The organism is Candidatus Poriferisodalis sp., from assembly GCF_965203655.1.
Taxonomy (GTDB): domain Bacteria; phylum Actinomycetota; class Acidimicrobiia; order Acidimicrobiales; family Poriferisodalaceae; genus Poriferisodalis.
In genome coordinates, this window is the sequence record NZ_CBDBDD010000008.1 from 315,305 (window position 1) to 339,453 (window position 24,149).

20 protein-coding genes are annotated in these 24,149 nt (G+C 67.5%); 14 read left to right on the forward strand and 6 right to left on the reverse strand.

All coding sequences use genetic code 11. From position 1 onward, the window contains the following. Positions 1-2: 2 nt before the first annotated feature. Positions 3-2,123 carry a VanW family protein gene (locus tag ACOGW9_RS10095; protein WP_419910837.1) on the reverse strand — a complete coding sequence of 707 codons (2,121 nt, stop codon included), beginning with the start codon at positions 2,121-2,123 and terminating at the stop codon, positions 3-5. A gap of 187 nt (positions 2,124-2,310) precedes the next feature. Between ACOGW9_RS10095 and ACOGW9_RS10100 the strand changes: the two genes are divergently transcribed. Continuing rightward, positions 2,311-3,228: an SDR family oxidoreductase gene (locus ACOGW9_RS10100; RefSeq protein WP_419910839.1), complete on the forward strand. Its 918-nt coding sequence runs from the start codon at positions 2,311-2,313 to the stop codon at positions 3,226-3,228. A 98-nt stretch (positions 3,229-3,326) separates the two neighbouring features. After that, complete coding sequence (locus ACOGW9_RS10105) at positions 3,327-4,208, forward strand: MaoC/PaaZ C-terminal domain-containing protein (RefSeq protein ID WP_419910841.1); 882 nt, start codon at positions 3,327-3,329, stop codon at positions 4,206-4,208. Positions 4,209-4,220: 12 nt separating this feature from the next. On the opposite strand, the gene nucS is transcribed toward ACOGW9_RS10105, so the two are convergent. Together nucS and ACOGW9_RS10115 are read right to left on the reverse strand one after the other, a co-directional pair. Then, on the reverse strand, positions 4,221-4,880 hold the full coding sequence (nucS, locus tag ACOGW9_RS10110) for an endonuclease NucS (RefSeq protein WP_419910843.1): 660 nt from the start codon (positions 4,878-4,880) through the stop codon (positions 4,221-4,223). Between the two features lie 4 nt (positions 4,881-4,884). Further along, positions 4,885-5,904, reverse strand: a complete 1,020-nt coding sequence (locus tag ACOGW9_RS10115) for an MBL fold metallo-hydrolase (RefSeq protein WP_419910845.1) — start codon at positions 5,902-5,904, stop codon at positions 4,885-4,887. Positions 5,905-6,131: 227 nt separating this feature from the next. Between ACOGW9_RS10115 and ACOGW9_RS10120 the strand changes: the two genes are divergently transcribed. Further along, positions 6,132-7,931: a PEP-utilizing enzyme gene (locus ACOGW9_RS10120; protein WP_419910847.1), complete on the forward strand. Its 1,800-nt coding sequence runs from the start codon at positions 6,132-6,134 to the stop codon at positions 7,929-7,931. A gap of 89 nt (positions 7,932-8,020) precedes the next feature. On the opposite strand, the gene ACOGW9_RS10125 is transcribed toward ACOGW9_RS10120, so the two are convergent. Further along, on the reverse strand, positions 8,021-8,842 hold the full coding sequence (locus ACOGW9_RS10125) for an enoyl-CoA hydratase-related protein (protein ID WP_419910849.1): 822 nt from the start codon (positions 8,840-8,842) through the stop codon (positions 8,021-8,023). 58 nt (positions 8,843-8,900) lie between these two features. Beyond that, positions 8,901-9,668 (reverse strand): 3'(2'),5'-bisphosphate nucleotidase CysQ, encoded by a 768-nt coding sequence (locus ACOGW9_RS10130; RefSeq protein ID WP_419910851.1) that lies wholly within the window; start codon positions 9,666-9,668, stop codon positions 8,901-8,903. A gap of 286 nt (positions 9,669-9,954) precedes the next feature. Between ACOGW9_RS10130 and ACOGW9_RS10135 the strand changes: the two genes are divergently transcribed. The 7 genes from ACOGW9_RS10135 to ACOGW9_RS10165 all read left to right on the forward strand — a co-directional run bounded on the left by ACOGW9_RS10135 (position 9,955) and on the right by ACOGW9_RS10165 (position 19,355). Beyond that, complete coding sequence (locus ACOGW9_RS10135) at positions 9,955-11,055, forward strand: amino acid ABC transporter substrate-binding protein (protein ID WP_419910853.1); 1,101 nt, start codon at positions 9,955-9,957, stop codon at positions 11,053-11,055. Between the two features lie 193 nt (positions 11,056-11,248). Beyond that, entirely contained in the window at positions 11,249-12,793 is a 1,545-nt protein-coding gene (locus ACOGW9_RS10140; protein ID WP_419910855.1) for an amino acid ABC transporter permease, read from the forward strand. 1 nt (position 12,794) lies between these two features. Beyond that, positions 12,795-14,765, forward strand: a complete 1,971-nt coding sequence (locus ACOGW9_RS10145) for an amino acid ABC transporter permease (protein WP_419910857.1) — start codon at positions 12,795-12,797, stop codon at positions 14,763-14,765. 115 nt (positions 14,766-14,880) lie between these two features. Next, positions 14,881-15,603: an amino acid ABC transporter ATP-binding protein gene (locus tag ACOGW9_RS10150; RefSeq protein ID WP_419911296.1), complete on the forward strand. Its 723-nt coding sequence runs from the start codon at positions 14,881-14,883 to the stop codon at positions 15,601-15,603. 588 nt (positions 15,604-16,191) lie between these two features. Continuing rightward, entirely contained in the window at positions 16,192-16,830 is a 639-nt protein-coding gene (locus tag ACOGW9_RS10155) for an HAD-IA family hydrolase (RefSeq protein WP_419911298.1), read from the forward strand. 33 nt (positions 16,831-16,863) lie between these two features. After that, positions 16,864-18,558 carry an energy-dependent translational throttle protein EttA gene (ettA, locus tag ACOGW9_RS10160; protein WP_419910859.1) on the forward strand — a complete coding sequence of 565 codons (1,695 nt, stop codon included), beginning with the start codon at positions 16,864-16,866 and terminating at the stop codon, positions 18,556-18,558. Positions 18,559-18,581: 23 nt separating this feature from the next. Next, positions 18,582-19,355, forward strand: coding sequence for an exodeoxyribonuclease III (locus ACOGW9_RS10165; RefSeq protein ID WP_419910861.1), 774 nt, complete (start codon positions 18,582-18,584; stop codon positions 19,353-19,355). 23 nt (positions 19,356-19,378) lie between these two features. Here ACOGW9_RS10165 and ACOGW9_RS10170 read toward each other — a convergent pair whose 3' ends face one another. Beyond that, positions 19,379-21,271 carry an ATP-dependent helicase gene (locus ACOGW9_RS10170; protein WP_419910863.1) on the reverse strand — a complete coding sequence of 631 codons (1,893 nt, stop codon included), beginning with the start codon at positions 21,269-21,271 and terminating at the stop codon, positions 19,379-19,381. 34 nt (positions 21,272-21,305) lie between these two features. Between ACOGW9_RS10170 and ACOGW9_RS10175 the strand changes: the two genes are divergently transcribed. From ACOGW9_RS10175 to ACOGW9_RS10190, 4 genes are read left to right on the forward strand one after another with little or no spacing between them, the layout of a single operon-like run. Further along, positions 21,306-22,070: a helical backbone metal receptor gene (locus ACOGW9_RS10175; protein WP_419910865.1), complete on the forward strand. Its 765-nt coding sequence runs from the start codon at positions 21,306-21,308 to the stop codon at positions 22,068-22,070. A 37-nt stretch (positions 22,071-22,107) separates the two neighbouring features. Continuing rightward, positions 22,108-23,259 carry a CaiB/BaiF CoA transferase family protein gene (locus tag ACOGW9_RS10180; protein WP_419910867.1) on the forward strand — a complete coding sequence of 384 codons (1,152 nt, stop codon included), beginning with the start codon at positions 22,108-22,110 and terminating at the stop codon, positions 23,257-23,259. 43 nt (positions 23,260-23,302) lie between these two features. Further along, positions 23,303-23,713: a hypothetical protein gene (locus tag ACOGW9_RS10185; RefSeq protein WP_419910869.1), complete on the forward strand. Its 411-nt coding sequence runs from the start codon at positions 23,303-23,305 to the stop codon at positions 23,711-23,713. Continuing rightward, positions 23,710-24,081 (forward strand): hypothetical protein, encoded by a 372-nt coding sequence (locus ACOGW9_RS10190; RefSeq protein ID WP_419910871.1) that lies wholly within the window; start codon positions 23,710-23,712, stop codon positions 24,079-24,081. Before ACOGW9_RS10185 ends, ACOGW9_RS10190 begins: the two co-directional genes overlap by 4 nt. The last annotated feature ends 68 nt before the right edge of the window (positions 24,082-24,149 follow it).

A 24,149-nucleotide genomic window follows, 5' to 3' on the forward strand; every position in this document is an offset into this window, starting at 1 on the left:
CCTCAGGACCGCTCGGGCTCGGTGGTCTCGTCGACGCCAGTCCGATCGCCCGATGATTCGCCGGTGTCGTCGGTGTCGTCGCCGGTGCCGTCGTCGTCGCCCTCGGCGCCTTCGGCATCTTCGCCCTCGCCTGCGGCGCCTTCGCTTGCTTCACGTTCCTGGGCGAGCTGTTCGAGATCGACGTCCAGGCAGGGATCGTCGGGGTAGCGCTCCAGATCGGAGTCGCGTTCGCCCGGCTTCTCGACGCACTCGAGCGGCGGGCACTCCACGATGGTCCCGTCCTCGCGCTCGCTGCCGTCGGGGACCATCTCGACCTCGGATTCGCCGGCCGGATCCCCATCGCTGGGCACCGTCTGCCCGTCATCTGCGGCCCCGGGAGTCGCCAGCAGTGGATCTACGCACATCCGCGGCACCGAGCGCGTGCCGTCGCAGTTGCGGCCCTCCTCGGGCCGGTAACGCGCGTGGAACGTGTCGGTCTCGGTGGCGCCGTCGGAGAACACCCGCGTGCGGTCGGTGCGCACACGGCGGCAGAACTCGCGCATCTCTTCTTGGGGCTCCCCGATCGTCACCACGACGTTTCGGGTCGAGTAGATCTCCACCGTGATCGACGTGTCGGTGTAGTTCGGCCAGATCAACACCCCGTAGGGAGTGGGATTGGTGAATCGCAGATCAGGCTTGGGAAACGAGATCGTCGGGTCCAGCCCGTAGGGATAGCGGCTGAGATACAGCGAGTGCGTCTGGTACTCGTCGATATCCATGCCAGCGTGAATCAGCGCATTGAAGATCGTGGTGGCGAACTGCGACACGCCGCCCCCAATGTCATCGATGAGAACGCCCTTCTCGATGAAGCCGCCCTCGACGAAGCCCTTCTCCTCGGTGCGCCGGCCCACGTGCCCATTCAGCGACAGGCTCTGGCCGGGCTCCACCACAGCGCCGCGCATGAGCTCGGCGAAGAGCTGGATGTTGGTCACACGGCCCTGGCAGCACGCGTGCTTGGTGGTGAACGTGCCCACGAGCTCGGTGATGCCCAGCGATTCCAGGTACGCCTGCTCCTCGCGGCTCACCGCCGGACGCGACGGCAACCCAATCGGTACCTCAACGCCTGCCACCAGCGCCTCAGCCACCAATTCGCCCACTTCGTCCGCGCAGCACGCCACACCGCCATCGCTGGCCACCACCGTCGGCACGCCGCTCAGCACTGTCATGGCCGCCGTGGTGAACGGCGCGGATTGCGCGGCAAAGGCCTCCTCGAGGTACGGGCTGATGCCGTCGGTGTCGAGGCTGATCTCCGGTGGTATCGAGTGCGGGTCCAGGACCAACCAGCCCGCAATCGTCTCAAGCGTCAGCTCGTGCGTCTCGTCCTGGTAGGCCACGACGAGACTGCGCCCGTAGCGCTCGTGCGCCTCGTTGACGACTTGCTGCAGCTCGGGCGTGTATTCGAGCGGCAAGCTCTGCTGGAGCTGCGCTGCGATCTCGATGCGGGCGTAGCCCCGTGCGATGCCCTCGAGGACCTGATCCACGATGGCATCGGCGTCGACGACCTGACCTGGCTGGCCCAAGTCGACCGCAAGGCCGTCGTTGACGACGACGATTGACGGGGGAGCGGCCGTCACCCCGATGTCCGCGGCATTCGCGAGCACGGCTCGGGCCATGGGTCGCTCGACGCGGTAGCGGCGCTCGGAGAACTGCGGGTCGACCGACTGCGCCGACCACGGCGCGGCCGCCGAGTTCTCGCCCGACCCGCTGCCCGCGGACCGCCGTTGCCGCACGGCGTCGTAGGTGGCGTCGCTCTCGAGCGTGATGCCGAGGTCGGCGACCGTCAGCTGCACCTCCCCGACATCGGTTCGCACCACGACCGGCGTGGCGGCCAGCTCAGCCGCAAGCGTGGCGATGCGGAGTTGCAGCGCATCGGGGCTCACCTCGGTGGGCGTGCCGGGCTCAGTCGTCGGAAGGATCACTGGCCGCTGGGAGGTGACCGGACCTCCGGCCGTCGCCGCAGTCGTCGGTGCGGGAGCCTCTGCCGGATCCCTCACTGCCAGGACGGCTGTTGCAACGATCGCTGCCACCAAGATCGCTGCTGCGCTGATGATCGACCACTTGGGCGCCCACGACGGCCAACGCACGGAGATTGAGCGTACGGGTCGCATGGTGCTGCGGAGCGTCAGCCTCCGAGGTGTGGGTGCTGAGGCGTGAGCGCTGCGAAGATCGGGTGCTCGTGCGATACTCCGAGCCGTCGGCACCGCACGTGCGACCGTGCAGCGGTGCCGTACGTGAACAGCAGCAAGCGACAGGGAAGGGACCCAGGACACCATGAGCAAGCTGTGCGAAGGTCGGGTCGTCATTGTGACCGGGGGTGCCCGGGGAATCGGGCGCGAGCACTGTCTCATGCTCGCCGAGCACGGGGCGAAGGTGGTCTGCAACGACCTCGGGGGTGCCCGAGACGGCACTGGCGCTGACACCGGTCCCGCCGATGACGTAGTCAACGAGATCGCCGCCATGGGCGGGGAGGCCGTCGCCAACGGAGACGATGTCTCGGATTGGGAGGGTGCTCAGCGGCTGGTGAACCAAGCCATCGAGACCTTCGGCGATCTGCACGGCGTCGTGAGCAATGCGGGCATTCTGCGAGACCGCATGCTGGTCAACATGACCGAGGCCGAATGGGACGCGGTGATCAAGGTGCACCTCAAGGGCACCTTTGCGCCCGCACGCTGGGCCGGTGCCTACTGGCGCGAGAAGTCGAAAGCCGGCGCGCAGGTCAACGCGTCGATCGTCAACACGACCTCAGTCTCGGGCATCTATGGCAATCCGGGCCAGACCAACTACGGCGCCGCCAAGATGGGCATCGCGGCATTCACCGTCATCGCGGCGCGTGAATTGGCGCGTTACGGCGTACGCGTCAATGCAGTGGCACCGGGGGCCCTGACTCGTATGACCGAAGACTTGGGCATGGGCCAGGCCTCAGAGGAAGACCAAGCGCTCATGCACCCGCGCTACATCGCACCGATCGTCACCTGGCTGTGCTCGGAAGAAGCAGCCGGCGTGAGCGGCCGGGTCTTCGAGGCCTCGGGGCGGATGCTCGCCGTCGCCGAGGGCTGGGAGCGCGGACCGACAGTCGACGCCATCGACGACCCCACGAAGATAGGCGAAGCAGCGCGGCAGCTCGTGCGCGACGCCCGCCTCAACAGCGGCATGAACGGAGCGCCTGCCGACGGCGGCGTGGACGAATGAGCCATCTGCGCTCGACGGCTTGGCGCTCGGGCACAGATGCGACCAATTCGAACAAGATTTGAACAGCAGATCTGAACAACACAGAGAGGACAACCCTGATGGGACTCAATCCAGATGCAGTCGGTGCCACCGGCAAACCGACGACGAGGTCGTGGACATTTCGAGACTCGCTGCTCTATGCAGTCGGCATCGGCGCCGGGGCAGAGGATCCGTTCGGATCCGAGCTGGAGTTCACGACGCACAATTCCAAGAACATCGACCACCAGGCGTTCCCCACCCAGGGCGTCGTGATCGGCTTCGGCGCCGGCGGCGCCATGGCCAATGCCGGCGATGTCGACTGGGGCAAGCTGCTGCACGGCAGCCAAGGCATAACGGTGCACCGTCCGATCCCGACCGAGGGAACCGTCGAGATCACCGATCGCATCGCTGGGATGTGGGACAAGGGCGAGGGCCGCAACGCCATCATCGACACAGAGGCCAGCGCCGTCGATCCCGATTCCGGCGATGTCGTCTTTGAGCTGCGCAGTTCGGTGGTGATCCGGGGTTCGGGGGGCTTCGGGGGCGAGCCGGGCAGCACGGCCCCGCTGGTGAGCGCGCCCGATCGCGACCCCGACTACGAGATCTCGTATCAGACCCGTCCCGATCAGGCTCTCACCTACCGCCTCAGCGGCGACTACAACCCGCTCCACAGCGACCCGTGGTTCGCCACCGAGCTCGCTGGCTTTCCCAAGCCGATCTTGCATGGCCTGTGCACCTACGGCTTCACCGGTCGAGCGCTGCTGCACACCCTGTGCGAGGGCGACCCGTCACGCTTCCGCTCGATGGATTCCCGGTTCTCTGCGCCGGTGTTTCCCGGCGATGCGCTGACCATCCAGGTGTGGGACGACGGCGAGGGACGTGCGATCTACCGCACGATCGCCCAGAAAAACACCGACGAGGCACGCACGGTCATCGACAACGGCCTGTGCACCTACGTTTAGAACCAGAACAGCTCAGAACAGCTTGAGGGCATCGCTGGTGATGCCGCGTAGCTCGTCGTAGTCGAGCACGACACAGCGGATGCCCCGATCCGCGGCGAGCACCCGCGCTTGGTGCTTGATCTCCTGGGCGGCAAAGATGCCGTTCACCGGCGCCAAGCGGGCGTCGCGGTTCAGGTACGCGAGATAGCGGCTCAGCTGCTCGACACCGTCGATCTCGCCCCGTCGCTTGATCTCCACGGCCAGCGTCGCTCCCTCGCCGTCGCGGCACAGTAGGTCGACTGGGCCGATGTCGGTGGGATACTCGCGGCGCACCAGAACGGCGCCTTCGGCCAGCGTCTCGGGATGCGCTGCGACGAGTTCCTGCAGGTGAGCCTCCACGCCGTCGCGCTCGAGCCCGGGATCGATCCCCATGTCATGCGCGGTGTCGCTGATCACCTCGGCAAGACGGATCTCGAGGCGCTCGCCCTTGTCGTTCGTGACCCGCCACAGGTCAGGTTCGCAGACGAGCCGGTTGGGCGCGTTCATCCAGTTCAGCGGCTTGTAGGCGCCGCCGTCGGCATGAATGGCCACGCAGCCGTCGGCCTTCACCATGATCAGGCGCACCGCTTCGGACAGGTGCGCGTCGAGCCGGCCCGAGTAATCGACCGTGCAGCGTGCGATGACTAGGCGCAATGGTCTAGGCGGCTGCAGTCAGCTCGTAGATCGAGGTGAGCTTGGGCTCGCCATCGCCATTGCTGTCGCCATTGGTGACGCGCGCACGCCCGCTCTCGACGAGATGCAGCATGTGCGCGTAGACCGAACTCGCCGCGGGATACCACAGTCGCTTGTCGTAGGCCTCGTACATCTTCGGCACGAAGTCCGCGATGCGGCACGGACCCGGGCGAAGGTGCTCGATGATCTGCTCCTCCCGGTCGCTGCGGTGCGCGATGAACGAGCGCACGTATGCGGTCGGCTCGGGAATCGGTGGGCCGTGCGTCGGCCAGTACCGCTCATGGTCGAATTCGAGCAGTTTCGCCAGCGAGGCCAGGTAGTCCTGCATCGACCCGTCAGGCGGCCCGACGACGCTTGTCGCCCACCCCATGACGTGATCCCCCGAGAAGAGCGCATTCTCCTCGATCAGCTCATAGCAGAGGTGATTCGAGCAGTGCCCGGGGGTGTGGATGGCGCGCAGCGTCCATCCGTCACCGGACACGATGTCGCCGTCTACCAGCGCCACATCGGGTACGAATTCGGTGTCTGCGCCCTCGCGCTTCAGCTCCTCGGGAAGCTCGTCGAATTCGGCTTGGTACTTCGCCTGCTCGTCAGCGCTGATGTAGTCAGAGAAATCGACGCGGTCGTCAGGATCGAGCTTCCACACGCTCGCATGGGGTCCGTAGCCGTAGCTGAGCGCGCCGGTCCTGGCGACCAGATTGCCGGTGAGCGGCGAGTGATCGCTGTGAGTGTGGGTGACGAGTGCAGCGCTGACCGTCTCGCCGTCGTCCAGAGCCGCCATGACGTCATCGAGATGGCTGTCCAGCGGGGGACCTGCGTCGATGACTGCCACATCTCCGCGGCCGACGATGTAGGTGCCGGTGCCGCGGTAGGTGAACGGCGTCGGGTTCTTGCAGATGACTCGACGGATGAGCGGGCTCACCGCTTCGCAGGCGCCATAGGTGAACTCGCCCAGATCCCGGTAGTGCTCGATGGTCACCGGCATCGGCCCCTCCAAGTTGGTCGCAACGCGCGCGTGACGGTCTAGCATCACATCACGGCCTGGTCGGGCAGCCGCCATGAGGGGGAGGCGGCTGCCCGGCCCGTGTCGTCTCCGGGGCGCACCGCCGTGAGTCGCAGCCGGCGGAGATCCCGGCTGACGTGTCAATGCTTGCCGCTGCGACGCGCGAGGCTGTGCGGCGCATTGTGCGTACGCGACCGCCGGGAGGGAACATGGCGGATCTGACAGACCGGAGCGGCGGCTACTTCGTCGGCACCAAGCCTTCGGAGCGCTACCCCATCTGGACGCGCGCCAACGTGGGCGAGGTGTTTCCCGATCCGGTGAGGATGAGCACGTTCGACTTCGCGTTCCAGAATGACGACGGCATTCGCATATCCGAGCTGGGATTCCGCGATGCCTACGTGCAGATGGGCGCGTTCGACTACGACGAGTTCGATCCCGACGATTGCGTCTTCTTGGGCGTCTTCGGCGGCTACACCTACCTGAACGCTGCGATCGGGCGTGTCTTCGGCGCCCGCGCCCCCGGCATCGACGTAGACACGGTCGACCGGACCTTCTTCGGCGAGCAGCCGGGCATCCCGCCGTACGAGCCGCATCCCGACGACGCCAGCCCCGAAGCTGAGCAGCGCATCGGCGAGACGTTCCTCATGCTGTTCGCGGCGCCGGCGTTGCCGGAGGTGCACGAAGACGAGCAGAACATCGCCGAGCTGCGTGCGCAGCGCCCCGACTTCACCCAGATGGGCGATCACGAGATCATCGATTGGATCGACGACTTCCTCCAGTCGGGCTACGGCGACGGCGACGGCTTCCGGCTGCTGTTCGCACGGCACCTGAAGGTGTCGTTCCTGGCGGCGGTGCCGCTGGGCGCGATCGAGCAGGTGTGCACGGCGCTGGGCCGGCCAGAAGACACGCTCAAGCTGGTGGCGGGCTTCGGGGACGTGGCATCCGCCGCGCCGTCCGATGCGATGTGGCAGCTCGGGCGCCAGGTTGCAGCGTCGAGCGCGCTGGGTGCGCTGTTCGACGAGGGACCGGCGGGCTTGGCCGAGCGTTTGGCTGCGGCCGGTGCTGGGGAACCTTCAGGCGACGCTGCGGCGTTCAACGAGGCCTTCGACTCGTTCGTCTATGAGTTCGGCTCGCGGGGGCCGAACGAATGGGAAATGAGTTGCCCGACCTGGGAGACCGACCCGGACATAGCGCTGGCGGCCATTGACCGCATGCGCTTGGCGCCCGACGATGCAGAGCCGGCGCGGCGGCGGGCCGAGCTGGCCGCCCAGCGAGAGGCGCTGGCTGCGGAGATCTCAGCGTTGCTCGAGGCCGACCCAGACACCCAGATGCAGTTCAACCTCGCTCTCGGTGCCGCAGCGGTGTACCTGCCGGGACGGGAGCGCACCAAGACCAACTGCGTGCGCTTCGTGAACGAGTGCCGCATCGCTTCACGGGTGCTGGGCGAGCGACTCGTCGAGCGTGGGCAGTTCAGCGGGCAGACCGAATTCGGCATGCTGCGGCTGTCCGAGATCCACGAGATGCTCGACGATCCGACCGGCTGGGCAGAGGTGATTGCCGAGCGTCAGGCCCAGTGGGACGACGCCGCTTCGCGTCAGGAGCCGTTCGTCATCGTCGGCGACCCACCGCCGATGTCGGAGTGGCCTCGCCGGGGGACCTCTGAGCTGCCGAAGCTCGCGGCAGGCGAGACGCTCGCAGGTTTGCCCGGCTGTCCTGGCATCGCCCGCGGGCGTGCCCGAGTCGTGCTCGACAGCAGCGACCCGACCGCGCTGTCGCCCGGCGATGTGCTCATAGCGCCGCTCACCGATCCGTCGTGGACGCCGCTGTTCGTCAGTGCGAGCGCGGTCGTGGTGGACGTCGGCGCAGCACTCAGCCATTCCGTCATCGTGAGCCGCGAGCTGGGCCTGCCTTGCGTCATCTCGGCGACCGGGGCGACGGGACGCATCCCCGATGGCGCCCTCGTCGAGGTGAATGGCGACACCGGCATGATCACCGTGTTGGAGCTGTGACGCGCGGCGTCCTGTGTTGTTGCTGTGACGCGCAGCGTCCTGTGTTGTTGCTGTGACGCGCAGCGTCACAGTGCTGGAGCTGTCATCCCTCAGCGTTCGGGCCAGTCCGGCAGCCGCCGCTCGGTCAAGGCGCGGACGCCTTCGAGATAGTCCGGGCTGGGGATCATCTCTTCGAGCAGCCGATCCGACTCTGCGACCGCGGTGCCGACGTCGCGGTGCAGGTCTAGGTAGATCTGTCGCTTGGTCGTGGCCAGCGAGCTGGGGGCGACCCGGGCTGCCATGTCATACGCGTACTCGTAGACACGGTCCATGAGTTCGCCGGCGTCGAGGATCCCGTTGAACAATCCCCAACTGCTCGTCTCGGAGGCCAGGAACTTGCGGCTCGACAGCAGCAGATCGTTTGAGCGCGTGGCGCCCACGAGTCGAGGGAGCACCCACGACAGACCGAACTCGGCGGGCAGGCCGAGCGGACCGTGCGCGGTCGTGAGCTTGGCATCTGCGGCAGCGAATCGGAGATCGCAGTAGCAGGCCAGCACGAGGCCGGCACCGGCGGCAGCGCCGTTCACTGCGGCAATCGTCACCGTTTCGAGAGCCATCATGAACGCGAAGTTGTGATCGAATTGCGGTGCCACGCCATAGCCGGGCATTGCCAGATCAGGTGCCGTTCCGGGGTCGTAACCGCCACGCTCGCCATGACCCTCGAGGGCCTGGGTATCGGCGCCAACGCAGAAGTCCCGGCCCTCGCCGGTGATGACGACTGCCCGGATCCCGGCATCACGCTCGGCTTGTTCGAGCACCCAGCGCAGCTCGGTGTGCATCCGCCCCGTCCAGGCGTTGCGGCGATGCGGGCGTGACAGCGTCAGCGTCGCGACCGGCCCGTCCACCTCGTACTTCGTTGCCTTCAGCTCCATGTTTCCCCCTGTGCCGACCCTCACGCCTCGCCTTCGATGCTGTGTCTCATGGGTGATCTCAGGCTTCGCTCTCGATCACCTGCCGCAGCGCCTCCAGGGCGTCGGTGGCGTACTCGGGACGGCAGATGAGCAGGTCGGGAAGCCACGGGTCAGCGAAGTTGTACTCCAGCTCTGAGCCGTCGCAGCGGCTCGCGTGCAAGCCGGCCGCCCGGGCGACCGCAACGGGCGCGCAGTTGTCCCACTCGAATTGGCCTCCCGAGTGGGCGTAGATGTCGGCCATGCCCATCACGACCGCCATGGCCTTGGCGCCGGCCGAGCCCAGCGTCATGAGCTCGGCGTCGAGCGCCTGAGCGACGATGACGGCCGCCGCCGGCGGGCGCGACCTGCTCACCACGAGACGGGGCCGGCCATTGTGCGGCTCGGGCAGCGACGGCCCGGGCTCGGTACACAGCGTGCGCCCGACCGCCGGCAGTGCCACCGCGCCCGCGGTGGGCACGCCGTCCTCCACGAGTGCCACGTGCACCGCCCAATCGGAGCGGCCTGGCTCGGAGTACTCGCGCGTTCCGTCCAACGGATCGACGATCCAGACCCGGTCCGCCGACAAGCGGGCGAGATCATCGCGTCCCTCCTCGGACAGCACGGCATCCGCGGGCCGCGCCGCACTCAAGCGCTCCATGATGAGCTGGTGGGCTTCGTAGTCGCCCGTGTCCCGGACTTCCCAAGTGTCGGCACCCTGAGCGAAGAGCCGTTCGCGGGTTTCGAGCAGCAGGTCCCCGGTTTCGGACGCCACGCTCGCGGCCAGCGCGTGGTCGGCAGGATGGGCCATCAGGCAAGTCTGCCTTCGAGCGATCCCGTCACCACCTTGAGGACGCGCACGCAGGCGGCTGGCGGAGACTCGATTGGACGACCCAATTGCAACCGAAATGCAACGGTTCCACCCTGTCGGGAACGCCGCTGCGGGCTACTAGTCTCGCGGGTTGTCGGGTGTGGTGGCGTGCGGAGCAGCGCGCATTGCGCCTGAGGTCAGATTCATGATGGAGGGACGTATCTCAATGAACAGACGAATCGCGCCGATTTCGCGGCGTACAGCGCTACGACTCGCTGGAGTGCTCGTGGCGCTCACACTGGTCGCTGCCGCCTGCGGCTCGGACGATGGCGACGACACCGAAGCAGATGGCGACGAACCGGCGGCGACCACCGAGGCCGCGGCACCCGTAACCGAAGTTGAACTGGTACAGGCGGAGGGCGACCTGCTCGATGCCATCATCGATCGTGGTGAGCTCAAGTGCGGCGTCTCAGGTTCGGCCGTGGCCTTCTCGGAGACCCAGCCCGACGGCTCGCAGACCGGCTTTGATGCCGACTACTGCAGGGCAGTGGCCGCGGCGATCTTCGGCGACGCCGACGCGGTCGAGTTCGTGCCGCTCACGGCCGCTGAGCGCTTCACTGCAGTGCAGACCGGTGCAGTCGACGTCCTGATGCGCAACACCACCTGGACGCAAGGTCGTGACACCGAGGTTGGCATGGACTTCGGTCCCACCACCTACTACGACGGCCAGCAGCTGATGGCGCGTGCCAGCGACGGCTTCAGCGGCAGCTCGCAGGTTGCTGACATCGCCGGCGCTGTGGTCTGCACCAACGCGGGCACCACGACCGAGCAGAACATCGCTGACGCTGCCGCGGCTGCGGGTATCGAGATGAGGCTCGACACCTTCGAAGACTTCGACATCGTCACCACCAACTTCATCCAGGGGGCGTGTGACGTCATCACCACGGACGGTTCGGCACTGGTCGGCCGCAAGGCCAATCAGCAGCCCGACGGCGAGGAGTGGGTGATCTTCCCGCCGACGCCGATCTCCAAGGAGCCGCTGGGCCCGACGTACGGCCAGAACCAGTCGCGTTTCGCGGACGTGGTCAACTGGACCGTGTACGCCACGATCATCGCCGATGAGAAGGGCATCGACTCGGGCAACATCGACGCTCGTCTCGGCGACGGCAGTCTCGATGCCGAAGCAGTCCGTCTGCTCGGTGGCGAGGGCGAGCTGCAGACCGCAATGGGCCTGTCGGCCAACGCGTTCTACAACGTGATCGCCCAGGTCGGGAACTACGACGAGATCTACTCCCGTCACCTGAACCCGGTCGGACTGTCACGTGAGGGCTCGGCCAACGCTGGCTGGCTCGACGGCGGCCTGATCTACGCACCGCCGGCACGCTGATCATGCGCTCGGCGGCTGGGTGAGAGCCCAGCCGGCGGCGACAACTCAAGCTGAGCGCCATGGCCCCCGGTCCTGCGGGATCGGGGGCCATCGCGCGCTTCGGCAGCAGCCGATCACTGCATGTCTCGATGCACTCCATGCACTCGATGCAATAGCCCGATGCGTGTGACCTCGTCGCGTAGGGTGACCTGCGGTGAGCGACCCGCTGCAAGTCGACCGCGGATCATCTCTGAGCGCGGCGGGGGCCCGACCGCCGTTCTATCGAGATGCCACCGTCGTCAAGTGGCTCTCACAGGTGCTCACGCTGGCCTTGGTGCTCTTCGCCCTGATCTTCCTCGCATCGCAAGGGCGGAGCAACCTCGAGGCCAAAGACATCGAGACGGGCTACGACTTCTTGGGCACAGCGCTGGGAAGCGACCTCGGCTCGGGCATCGACACCAACCCCAACACCAGCGGTCGAGCCCTGTGGGTCGGCATGGTCAACACCATCCGCCTGTCCTTCGGCGGCATCATCGCGGCCACGGTGCTCGGCGTGCTCGTCGGCGTGGGGCGGCTCTCGCGCAACTGGATCGTGAGCCGAGCCAGCAGCGTCTTCGTCGAGACCCTGCGCAACATCCCGCTGCTCGTCCAGATCATCCTCATCTTCGTCGTGATCGCCAGCCTGCCGCGAGTCACTACCGATCAAGGACCGATTCCCGGCTGGCTGCACATCTCCAACAAAGGGGTCTCGATCCCGCGCGTCTATGTCGCGGACGGCTTCTACCAGTGGCTGATCTTCCTCGCGATCGGCGCCGCCATCGGCTGGGTCGTCATGCGCCAGCGCAACCGCGTGCACGACGACACCGGCCGTGCGACCTACCCGGTGCTGAGCTTCCTCGCGGTCGTGGGCGTGTTCGGCGTGGCCGGATGGTTCCTGCACCCGATCTTCGGCTGGGTCGGCGCCATCTTCGACTTCGGCGCCAGCGCCATCAACGCACTCACGCCGGGCATCGTGCAGGTGATCATCTCCGTGGCTGCGGTGGCCGCGGCGATCCTGTGGATCCGCCGGTTCCTGGCGTCGCACCGCACGCCCGCCGGGCTGACGAAGCTGGTCGACGACGACTGGTTCCGGATCATCTTTGCGGCAGCGGGCGCGGTCTTGGTGATTCTGTTCGTGACGCTGGGCTGGCCGGGCCTATCGAGCTGGATCATCAACTCCGGCCGAGACCTCTTTGAGGTGCTCGGAGACAAGTTCGGCAACGGACGCACCGGCCTGCCGATCGACGCCATGCGACCCGACATCGAGCAGGTCGGCAACTTCCCCAACTACGGGCCGTCGGGCCTCAACCTCATCCAGGGGCTCGCCGCGGTCTACTTCGGCGTCGTGCTCTACACAGCGGCGTTCATCGCCGAAGTCGTGCGGGGCGGCATCCTTGCGGTGCCAAAGGGCCAGAGCGAGGCTGCTCAGGCAGTCGGTCTTCGCCGTTCGACGATGCTGCGGCGCGTCGTGCTGCCGCAGGCGTTCCGGGTGATCCTGCCCCCGTTGGGCAACCAGTACCTCAACCTCACCAAGAACACCTCGCTGGCCATCGCGATCGGCTACAGCGACGTCGTCCAAGTCGGTCAGACGGTCTACAACCAGACGGGCAAGACGCTCGAAGTCGTGTCCATCTGGATGCTGTTCTATCTGGCCTGCTCGCTGACCATCTCGGTGGTCGTCAACTTCTTCAACGTCCGCATGCGGATCGTGGAGCGCTGAGATGGACGACGCGCCGGGCACCAGGGGCACCGCAGCAGCGGGACCGGCCGGGCCGGTCGACCCCGCTGTCACCGATGTCGCTGCGGCCGCCGCTGCCCGCGCGCGCCCCCCAGAGGAGACCTACCGGTCGGCAGGGGAGTGGATCCGCAAGAACCTGTTCTCCAGCCGGTTCAACTCGCTGCTGACCATCGCATTCGGGCTGCTGATCCTGTTCGCAGCTCGCGGCCTCCTCAACTTCGTCTTCAGCGAGGAGCGCGGCTGGGATGCGGTACGCACCAACCTCCGGCTGATCTTCACCCACGCCTACCCCGAAGAGCAGTACGTGCGCATCTGGGTCTGCGTCGGGACGCTCGTGGTGCTCACCGGGCTGTCGCTGGGCCTGTTCGCGGGCCGGGGCGAAGGCGTGCAGCTGAAGAAGATCTCCACGGTGATGGCGGGCGTCGGCGCGGCCATTGCGCTGGGGGTGATCCTGCGCGAGCCGTCGGTGCTGATCGGGGCTGACGGGGCGGTTGTGCGAGAGAACGACGACGTCGTGCGGCAGTCGTTCTTCGAGGCCATGGCCGATCGGTGGGTGTGGTGGCTCGTGGCTGCAGTGCTGATCGCTGCGGGAGTCGTGCTGCGACGTGCCGTCGCCAGCTCGAAGGTCTCGATCACTTCGGTGCCCGCCGTCGAGTTCGCCGTCGCCCTGCTTGCCCTGCCCGTGCTGTCGGCGTGGATCTACCCGTGGGGTCACTTCGCGTTCGTCGACGGCACGTTCATCGCGGAGCCCGGCCGCACCGTCGCCATGTCGACCAAGGTCCCGTGGACCGTGATGTGGCTGCTGGTGGTAGCCGCGATGGCCCTGGGCAGGCTGATGCGGCGGGGATTCGACGAGCAGCAGCAACAGCGGATGCGCATCCCTCTGAACTTGCTGTGGCTCGCAAGCCCGTTCGCCCTCTACTGGGTGATCCTGCGCGATCCGCATCTCGAGTGGGACCGGGTCGTCAGCGTCGACATCCCGATGGGAGTGCTGTTCGGCGTGATCGGTGCGGCAGCGCTGTGGATGCTCACCCGCCCAGGCATCGGCGAACTCGGCCGCATCATCGCCATCGTGCTGCTGGGGGTCGCAGCGTTCAACTGGGTTGCCGCATTCTTCGGCTGGTACTCGATGCTGCAGAAGGCACGCCTGAGCTTCCTGCTGCTGGCACTCGTCGCGCTCGCAGCTCACAATTTCGCGGGCGAGATCGTCAAGCGTCGGCGCCTGGTCATGGCGTGGCTGGTGCTCATGGCGATCGTCCACTACTTCGCGACGTTGATGAACGCACCCTCGACGGTGGAGACGCCCACCGAGGCGCTCATCGGCGGTTTCGCGGTGACCGTGATCGTGGCGGTGTTCACGATCATGCTGTCGTTCCCGCTCGGCGTGCTGCTGGCGCTGGCTCGCACCTCGCGGCTGCCCATCTTCCGGGTGATGGCGACGAGCTACATCGAAGTCATCCGCGGCGTGCCGCTCATCACGATCCTGATCTTCTTCGCCATCATCTTGAATCTGTTCCTGCCCGTGGGCATGGAGATCAGCCTGATCGCCAGCGCGACTCTCGGCTACACGCTCTTCTCGGCCGCGTACCTCGCCGAGAACGTGCGGGGCGGCCTGCAGTCGGTGCGCCGGGGGCAGTTCGAAGCTTCCGATGCCGTCGGGCTGAGCACCACCCAGCGCACCGTGTTCGTCGTGCTGCCCCAGGCGCTGCGGGTGTCGATCCCGCCGCTGGTGGGGCAGATGATCGCCACGTTCAAGGAGACATCGCTGTTGGCAATCATCGGCGTCTTCGACGTGCTGCGGATGGCGAACAGCGTCATCCCGGCGCAGACCCAGTTCCTCGGGATCAAGCGAGAGGGCCTGCTGTTCGTGTCCCTCGTGTACTGGGTCTTCGCCTACACCTTGTCCAAGCAGAGCCAGCGGCTCGAACGGCGCCTCGGAGTGGGTGAGCGATGATGCGGTCACCGGTCGCTTCGGCGTGCACACTTACCAACGAGCCCAGGGGGAGAACAACGTGAGCATCAGCGACGCCACCGTCGCAGTGTCCGACGAGCTCGCAGCGCGAGACGACATGATCGTCTGCCGCGACGTCGACAAGTGGTTCGGCGACTTCCAAGCGCTCAGCGGCATCACTGCGACCATCAAGGAGCAGGAGATCGTGGTGGTGCTGGGGCCCTCGGGCTCGGGCAAGAGCACCTGGATCCGCTGCATCAACCGGTTGGAGGCCCACCAGAACGGCCAGATCATCGTCGACGGCATCGAGCTCACCAACGACCTGCGCAACATCGAGAAGATCCGCTCCGAGGTCGGCATGGTGTTCCAGCAGTTCAACCTGTTCCCGCACCTGACGGTCGTGGACAACATCACGCTCGCGCCGATCTGGGTGCGCAAGAAGTCGCGGCCTGAGGCCGAGGAGCTGGCAGCGTCGCTGCTCGAGCGGGTGGGCATCCCCGAGCAGGCCGAGAAGTTCCCCGGACAGCTCTCGGGCGGTCAGCAGCAGCGGGTCGCTATCGCACGGGCGCTCGCGATGGAGCCGCGGGTGATGCTCTTCGACGAGCCCACCTCGGCGCTCGATCCCGAGATGATCAAGGAAGTGCTCGACGTCATGGAGGAGCTGGCTCGCTCGGGCATGACGATGATGGTCGTGACCCACGAGATGGGTTTTGCCCGCGAGGTCGCCGACCGCGTCATCTTCATGGAGGGCGGCGAGATCGTCGAGGTGGGCACGCCCCACCACTTCTTCACCGATCCGACCGAAGAGCGGACCAAGCTGTTCTTGAGCCAGGTGTTGTAGCTCCGCGGGCGCCGGCCCGCGCCGCTGTCAGCCCTTGGTCTCAGCCTTAGGTTTCAGCCCTTGGGCTCGCCGTAGGGGCTGCCCGCCTGTTCGTAGCACTCCGGGTGGTAGTGCTCGACACGATCCCAGCGGTTCTTCACGTACACGTTGCAGATGATCTGCTCTGCGCGGATACGCGCCCGGAATTTGATGAGTTCATCGCAAACGGCGCAATACGCGGAGTTGCCTGCATCGACAGTCCGAGAGACAGCCCTGCTCGTCCACCGTTTCCTCTTCGCGGGAGCTTCTGTCAAAGCTGGCGACGCCGACGTCGGTGAGTCCGTGGCCATGGCGGGACCATACCGAACGTTCGCGCGATCTTGGTGGATGTTCGCGCGATACGCGCGAATTCTGAGACGTTGCGCGCGATTTTTCGCGTGATATTCGGTGTGAATCTGCCGGCGCCAGATCGCCCGGCGACGGCCGACAGCGCCGGTGCCCGCGGTCTCATCGGCCCGGATAGCGTGCCCGGCCGTGTCCGAGGGCCTGTCCAGCGCAGCAGATCCGTCGCTACGCACTGGGGCAAACAGCCAATCCGCCTCGGCGGCCGTGAGCGCTGTGCTGTTCGACTTCGGCGGTGTCATCACCGAGAGCCCATTCGAAGCGTTCAACCGCTACGAGGACCGCATCGGCGTGCCGCGCGACACCATCCGGCAGATCAACGCCACCAACCCCGACACCAATGCGTGGGCGCGACTCGAGCGCAGCGAGGTCAGCGTCGACGAATTCGCCGAGCTGTTCGAAGCAGAGGCCGCCGACAGGGGGCACGAGATGTCGGGCGCGCAGGTGCTGGCGTGCCTCAGCGGCGGGCTGCGCCCGCGGATGGTGCGGGCGCTGGAGATCCTTGCGGCGCGCTTGCCGGTGGGCTGCATCACCAACAACGTGAGGACGGGTCACGGCGCCGGCATGTCCCGCGACGCCGGCACCGCCGCAGCGATCGCCGAGGTGATGAAGCTGTTCGGCGTGGTGATCGAGTCGTCCGTGGTGGGCCTGCGCAAGCCCGATCCGCGCATCTACGAGCTGGCCTGTGCCGAGCTGGGCATCGACCCGGCCAGCACGGCGTACCTCGACGACCTCGGCATCAACTGCAAGCCGGCCGCGGCGATGGGCATGACGGCGATCAAGGTGACCGATCCCGACCAGGCCCTGCGCGAGCTCGAAGCACTCGTCGGCTTCGAGCTGCGATGACCAGCGCTCCCTGACGGCGATGGCGATGCGCTGATGGAGTCAGGGTTCATCTACACGCTGCGCAAGCTCGGGCGCTACTACCCGCCCGACCGCGAGGTGCTGCGCGACGTCACGCTGGCGTTCTTGCCGGGCGCGAAGATCGGCGTGATAGGTCACAACGGCTCGGGCAAGTCCACGCTGCTGCGCATCATGGCCGGCCTCGACGACGGCTATGTCGGCGAGGCGCGCCTCGCTGCGGGAGCCTCGGTGGGATTGCTGCCCCAAGAGCCCGAGCTGGATGCCGCGCTCGACGTGGAGGGCAACGTCATGGCGGGTGTTGCCGAGACTGCTGCCCTGCTGAAGTCCTACGAGGAGGTCATGGCCGGCTGGGCCGATCCCGATGCCGATTTCGATGCGCTGGGCACCCGCCAGGCTGAGCTGGAGGACCGCATCGCCGCCGCCAATGCCTGGGACTTGGACCGCCAGGTGGCCATTGCCATGGATGCGCTGCGGTTGCCGCCCGGCGATGCCGACGTGACGACGCTGTCGGGCGGGGAGCGGCGGCGTGTGGCGCTGTGCCGGCTGCTGCTGTCCCACCCTGACCTGCTGCTGCTCGACGAGCCGACCAATCATCTCGACGCCGAGTCGGTGGCGTGGCTGGAGCGGTTCCTGGCTGACTATTCGGGGACGGTCGTCGCCATCACCCATGACCGGTATTTCCTGGACAACGTGGCCGGCTGGATCCTCGAGATCGATCACGGCCGAACGCATCCCTTCGAGGGCAACTACAGCGCGTGGCTCGCCCACCGCAATGACCGGCTCGTCGCGGAGCAACGCACCTCCGATGCCCGGGCCCGCACGCTGGCGCGCGAGCTGGAGTGGGTGCGCATGTCGCCGCGGGCCCGCCAGGCCAAGAGCAGGGCACGCGTCAGCGCATACGAAGAACTGCTGGCGACCCATCGCCAAGCCGCTGACGAGCAGCGCCGGGCCGATGCGCTGCAGATCACCATCCCGATGTCACGGCGCCTGGGCTCTCAGGTCATCGAGGCCGAGGGTCTCGTCAAGGCCTTCGGCGACAAGCTGCTCTTCGACGATCTCTCCTTCCGCCTGCCGCCGGGCGGCATCGTCGGGGTGGTCGGCGCGAACGGCGCCGGCAAGACGACGCTGTTCCGGCTGCTGGTGGGCGACGAGCAGCCCGATGCGGGCAGCGTCACCATCGGCGAGACCGTCGACATTGCCTACGTGGACCAGTCACGGGCAGTGCTGGACGACAGCCGTACGGTCTACGAGGAGATCACCGATGGGCACGACACGCTGCGCATCTCGGGGCTGGACGGGGCACGCGAGGTCAACGGCCGAGCGTTCGTGGCGTCGTTCAACTTCACCGGCTCCGATCAGCAGAAGCGCGTCGGCGACCTCGCCGGCGGCGAGCGCAACCGGGTGCACCTCGCGCGCACGCTGACGTCGGGCTGCAATGTGCTGCTGCTCGACGAGCCCACCAATGACCTCGATGTCGACACGCTGCGGGCGCTGGAGGCTGCCCTGGAGTCCTTCGGCGGCTGCGCCGTGGTCATCAGCCACGACCGCTGGTTCTTGGACCGGATCGCCACCCATGTGCTGGCCTTCGAAGGCGACAGCGTGGTGCGCTGGTTCGAGGGCAACTTCACCGACTACGAGGCGTTCCGCAAGCGCGCGCTGGGCGCTGATGCGGGCCCCACCCGGATCACTTACAAGCCCCTCGCCCGTTGATTTGGGCCGTTAGCGTCCGTGGCGTGCGGATTGCCACGTGGAATGTCAACAGCCTCAACGCAAGGCAGGAACGGGTCGACGAGTGGATCGACTACGCCGAGCCGGACGTGCTGCTGCTGCAAGAGACGAAGATGTCCGACGAGCAGTTCCCGCACCTGCATTTCGAAGCGCAGGGCTATGCCTCGGTGCACCACGGCGAGGGCCGCTGGAACGGCGTGGCGATCCTGTCAAGCGTCGGGATCGACGACCCGGTTGCCGGCTTCGCCGACGGCCGTGAGCCTGACCCCGATGCACGTATCATCTCGGCCCGCTGCGGCGGCGTCGCCGTGAGTTCGGTCTATGTGCCCAACGGCCGCGCCGTCGACCACGAGCACTACCACTACAAGCTGGACTGGCTGGGACGCCTGCGAGCGCATCTCGAGGCCACCTGCGATCCCGCTGATCCGGTGTTGGTAGGCGGCGACTTCAACGTGTGCCCCGACGACAGGGACGTGTGGGACCCCGGCAACCCCGAGCCGCGCACGCACGTCACCGGCCCTGAGCGGGATGCCATAGCCACGGTGTGCGACTGGGGGCTCGCAGACATCTTTCGCGAGCACTACGACGCCGACGGGCTGTTCAGCTGGTGGGACTACCGGGACGGAGCCTTCTACAAGCGTCATGGCCTGCGCATCGACCTGTTGCTCGGCACCGAGCCCGTAGTCGAGGCCACGCAGTTCTGCCTCATCGACCGCAATGCACGCAAGGGCAACAAGCCGTCGGATCACACCCCGGTCTTCGCTGATCTCGCGATCTGAGCTGCCGGGCGTGAGCCCGGCCCTCAGAACGGCCGCGTTGCGTCGAGGGCGGCGCGGGCAGCGGCCACCCGGGAGGCGACGTCGTCGGGTGACAGCGGCGGGGGTTCGGCGGTGGCGGCCGCGATCTGAGCCAACCAGGGTGAGGGGCTGCGAGGGCCGCCGGTCGCGCCGCGCCTGGACCGGTGGCGTGCCCACGTGAGATGCAGCGTGCGTGAGGCCCGCGAGACGGCCACATAGAACAGCCGCCGTTCCTCGGGATCGTCGCGGCGCAGCGGCACGAGGCCGTCCTCGACGCCGGCGATCACGACGTGATGCCACTGCAGGCCCTTGGCGGCGTGGAAGGTGGCGAGTATCACGGCCCCGTCGGTGGCATCGAAGGGAGTGCCCCGCCGATCGCTGTCGATCAGGTCAGTGGTCAGCTCGCGGTCGTTCGACGACAGCAGGCTGACCCAGGTCGCGAATCCCTCTCCGGTGGGCTCGCTGCGACTGAGCGTGCGGCCCGACGTGCGGCCCGAGACACGGGACATCTCGGCGAGGTAGGCATCAGCGAGGTCGAGCACGCGTGCCAGCACCGGTTCGATCGGCTCGCCCTGCGCCGTATCGAGCGCGTCGGCGCGCATGTCTTCGACGGTGATCGAGAAGCGATCACCGTCGGTTCGGAAGCGCTCCAGCATCTGCTGGACGGCGGGCAGCTGCAGGAACGGGCTTCGCTGCCCGCTCAGTCGACATGGGATGCCGCGAGCGTCGAGCGCAGCCGCAATGTCGGTGAGCTGGGCGTTCGTGCGGGCAAGGACACCAAATGAGTCCCAGCGCACGCCGCCGATGTGACGATCGGCAATCCATCGAGCGATACCGGCGGCCTCGGCCGCGGCATCGTCGAATGCGGCGACGGCCGGCGCAGGACCGGTCTCGTGCGGCCGCGCCGGTGCGTACGGGTCTTCGTGTCGCTCCAACACTGCCTGTGCCGCCGTGACCAGGGCGGGGTGGCTGCGGTAGTTGAGTTCGAGCCGGACGATCTGCGCCCCTTCGAAATGGCGCTCGAACTCAGTGATGTAACGACTGTCCGCGCCATTCCAGCCATAGATCGCCTGGTCGGCATCGCCGACGGCGCAAATGTCGGCGGCCCCGCTGTGCACCGCCTCAGGGCCGCCTATCCACTCTTGCAGCAGGTACCACTGCAGCCGGTTGAGATCCTGAAACTCATCGACGAAGAAGTGCCGGTGGAGCCAGCGCCGAGCTGCGGCGAAGTGCTCGTCGGAGCGCATCAGCCGCGTGCATTCGGCGAGCAGGTCATCGAAGTCGAGCAGCCGGCGGCGCGACTTGACGCGCTCGAAGTGGCGGTACAGCTCCGCAGCGGCCGCGCCGGCGTCGGGACCGAGTCGGCGCGTGCCGGGTCCGTCCCGGTACTCGGCGACCGACAAGTCGCTGGCCTTGGCCCAGTCGATCTCCCGCAGGGCAGTTGCCACCGTGATCGGCGGCCGGTGGCCGAAGTCGCGCTGGAGGTGCTCAGCCAGCTCACCGCTCAGTGCCGACCGGTTCGGCAGGATCTTGCGCTCGGCCCGACCGTGGTCGATGTCGTACTGGCGAATCTGCGAGAGCGCAAGCGAGTGGAACGTCCCGACGGGTCCCATGTCGTCGACATCGAGCTGCCGCAGGCGGGAGCTGAGCTCCCTCGCCGCTCGCCGCGTGAAGGTCACCGCTACAGCCCGTCGTGCCTGCATCGAGGTGGTCGCGGCCCGCCAGGCGATGCGCTGGGTGAGCACACGGGTCTTGCCGCTTCCCGGTCCGGCGACCACCAGCAGCGCCGCAGCGGGCGAGCGCACCGCCGAGCGCTGCGAGGCATCGAGCCCATCGTCGGCCGGCAGCACTTCACCCCCCTGCGGGGCATCGGCCGGAGCTTCCGCCGGATCACTCATCGAGGCGAAACTAGACCTTCGTTAGCCTGCGTTCGTGCGGGTGATCAGCCTTGTCCCGAGCGCTACCGAGACGCTGGCGGCGTGGGGAATCGACCCGGTGGCGTGCACCCGGTACTGCGAGCGACCCGATCTGCCACACGTCGGCGGCACCAAGAATCCCGACATCGCTGCCATCGCGGAACTGGCGCCTGATCTGGTCGTCGTGGACCGCGAGGAGAACCGGCGCCCCGACTACGACGCGCTTGTGGCCGCCGGCATCGAGGTCGAGGCGCTGCACATCGCCTCCCTCGACGACGTCGAGCCGGAACTGTTGCGATTGGCACGGCGTGTCGGCGCCGATTGGCGGCCCGAGCCGCTGCCGAGCCAGTCCCAGCTCCCGCCATTGCGTCATCGGGGCGGGGGAGACGAGCGCGTGCGAGTGTTCGTGCCGATCTGGCGCCGCCCATTCATGTCGATCGGCGCCCCCACGTACGGGGCGTCCCTGCTGGCCTATTGCGGGCTGGAGGTGGCGTTCGCCGACCGGCCCGACCCGTACCCCACGCTGGACGAGGCCGATCTTGCGAGCGAACCAATCGACCTCGTGCTCGCATCCACCGAGCCGTACCCGTGGCACCGCCGCAATCTCGATGAGCTCGACGCCTACGGCCCCGTCCATCTCATCGACGGTCAGGACCTGTTCTGGTGGGGAACGCGCACGCCCGCCGCCGTCCGGCGCGTCGCGGACGCCGTCGCGCAGGCGTTGAGCGGACCGACGCCGCCCGCGGGCCCCGCCGGGGAGGCTCGCGCCGGCGCGCAGTAGCGTTGTCAGCGGACCAACCGCGAGATCAGGAGTGACGATGGGCACAGGACCGCTGGCAGGCGTTCGCATCATCGAGTTGCAGGGCATCGGCCCCGGGCCGTTCTGCGGGATGATGCTCTCGGACATGGGGGCGGAGGTCATCCGCATCGACCGCTCGGCCCGAGTGCGCGACCGCGACCCTGACACCCCGCCGATCGACGTGCTCGCCCGCGGACGCTCTTCCATCGGTCTCGATCTCAAGAACCCCGACGGGGTCGAAGCGCTGCTGCGGCTGGTGGAGCACTCCGATGCCCTCATCGAGGGCTTCCGCCCCGGCGTGATGGAACGGCTCGGCATCGGTCCCGACGAGTGCCTCGCACGCAACCCGCGTCTGGTCTATGGCCGGATGACCGGCTGGGGCCAAGAGGGCCCGTACCACATGGGTGCCGGCCACGACATCAACTACATCGCTCTGGCCGGCGCGCTCGACCCCATCGGCCGCAAGGGAGAGCCGCCGATCGCGCCGCTGAACCTCGTGGGCGACTTCGGCGGCGGCGGCATGCTGTTGGCGTTCGGCGTGGCGTGCGCCCTGTTCGAGTCGCAGCGCTCCGGCCAAGGCCAGGTGATCGACGCAGCGATGGTCGACGGTGCCGCAACGCTGATGGCCATGTTCCATTCCATGCGGGCGCTCGGCGTGTGGAACGACGAGCGGGGCACCAACCTGCTCGACACCGGCAGCCACTTCTACGACGTGTACCAGTGCGCGGACGGCAACTACATCTCGGTCGGATCGATCGAGCCGCAGTTCTACGCCGAGCTGCTGCGCCTCACCGGCCTCGACGAGGACCCTGAGTTCGCCAATCAGCACTCGCGCAGCGGCTGGCCGCACCAGAAGGAGCGGATCGCGGAGGTCTTCAGGTCGAAGACACGCGATGAGTGGTGCGAGATCATGGACGCCACCGACGTGTGCTTCGCCCCGGTGCTGACGCTGGAAGAGGCTCCCCAGCACCCGCACAACGTCCATCGCGACGTCTTCTGCGAGGTGGCCGGCGTGGTCCAGCCGAGCCCGTCGCCGCGCTTCAGCCGCACGGTCCAGGCCGTGCAGGGACCGCCGGCGCATCCGGGCCAGCACACTGACGAGGTGCTGGCCATCGCCGGCTACGACCCTGACGACATAGCGAAGCTGCGCGATACCGGTGCCGTCGCCTGAGCCAGGATCGGAAGCTGCCCCGGCGCCGGATTCGGAGCGCGCCGTGCCCGATGGCGCCCGCCCAGGGCGCGCCGATCAGTCTGGCGAGCCTTCGAGACCCGCCGAGCAGCACAGCGCCCCGCCGGGACTCGATCGCAAGCTCGTGCCGCTGTACGACGAGGCTGCCGCGGTTGCCGACGTGTCGCCGGCGAGTGCCTGCGCGCTGGCACGGCTGCTGCTGCGCAGCCTCATCCAGTCCCAAGGACTGCGCGGCCGTCACCTCGTGCGCGACATCAGCGAGCTGGTCTCTGCGGGGGCCCCTGTTGGGCTCCTGCGAGCCCTCGACGTGATGAAGCTGAGTGAGACCGAGGCGCGCCGACCCGGCGAGATCAACCTCGCAAACGGCCACGGCGACGCGCAGAACCTCATGATGTTCATCCACCTGTTCACCGAGCACGTCTCACCGCGTCAGTGAGCGCTGAGGTCTGGTCGACGGTCCACACGGCGCTCGGCTGGGCAATGGTGCTGTCGAATGGGGCGGCGGGACTCTGGGCGCTCGGCGCGATCCGCTGGCACGCGCTGCGGCACCGCAGCCTGTGGTGGCTGCTGGGCGGCGCATGGGTGCTGGTGTTCATCCAGCTCACCGCTGGGGTCATCCTCATGCGAGTCGCCGCGGTCGATGCCCCGGCGTTCCACGTGTTCTACGGGGTCTGCTGCGCCGTGGCGGTCGCGTTCGTCATCGGCTACCGCCAGCAGCTCGAGCACCGCCGCTACGAGCTGTTCGGCCTCGGCGCCCTGTTCATCATGGGCCTCGCTATCCGGGCCATGTTCCTGGGCAGCTGACGCGCGCGGGCCCCCTCGACCCGACACCGCTACGCCGCCTGCTTGGACAATCCAGACGGGGTCTCGGC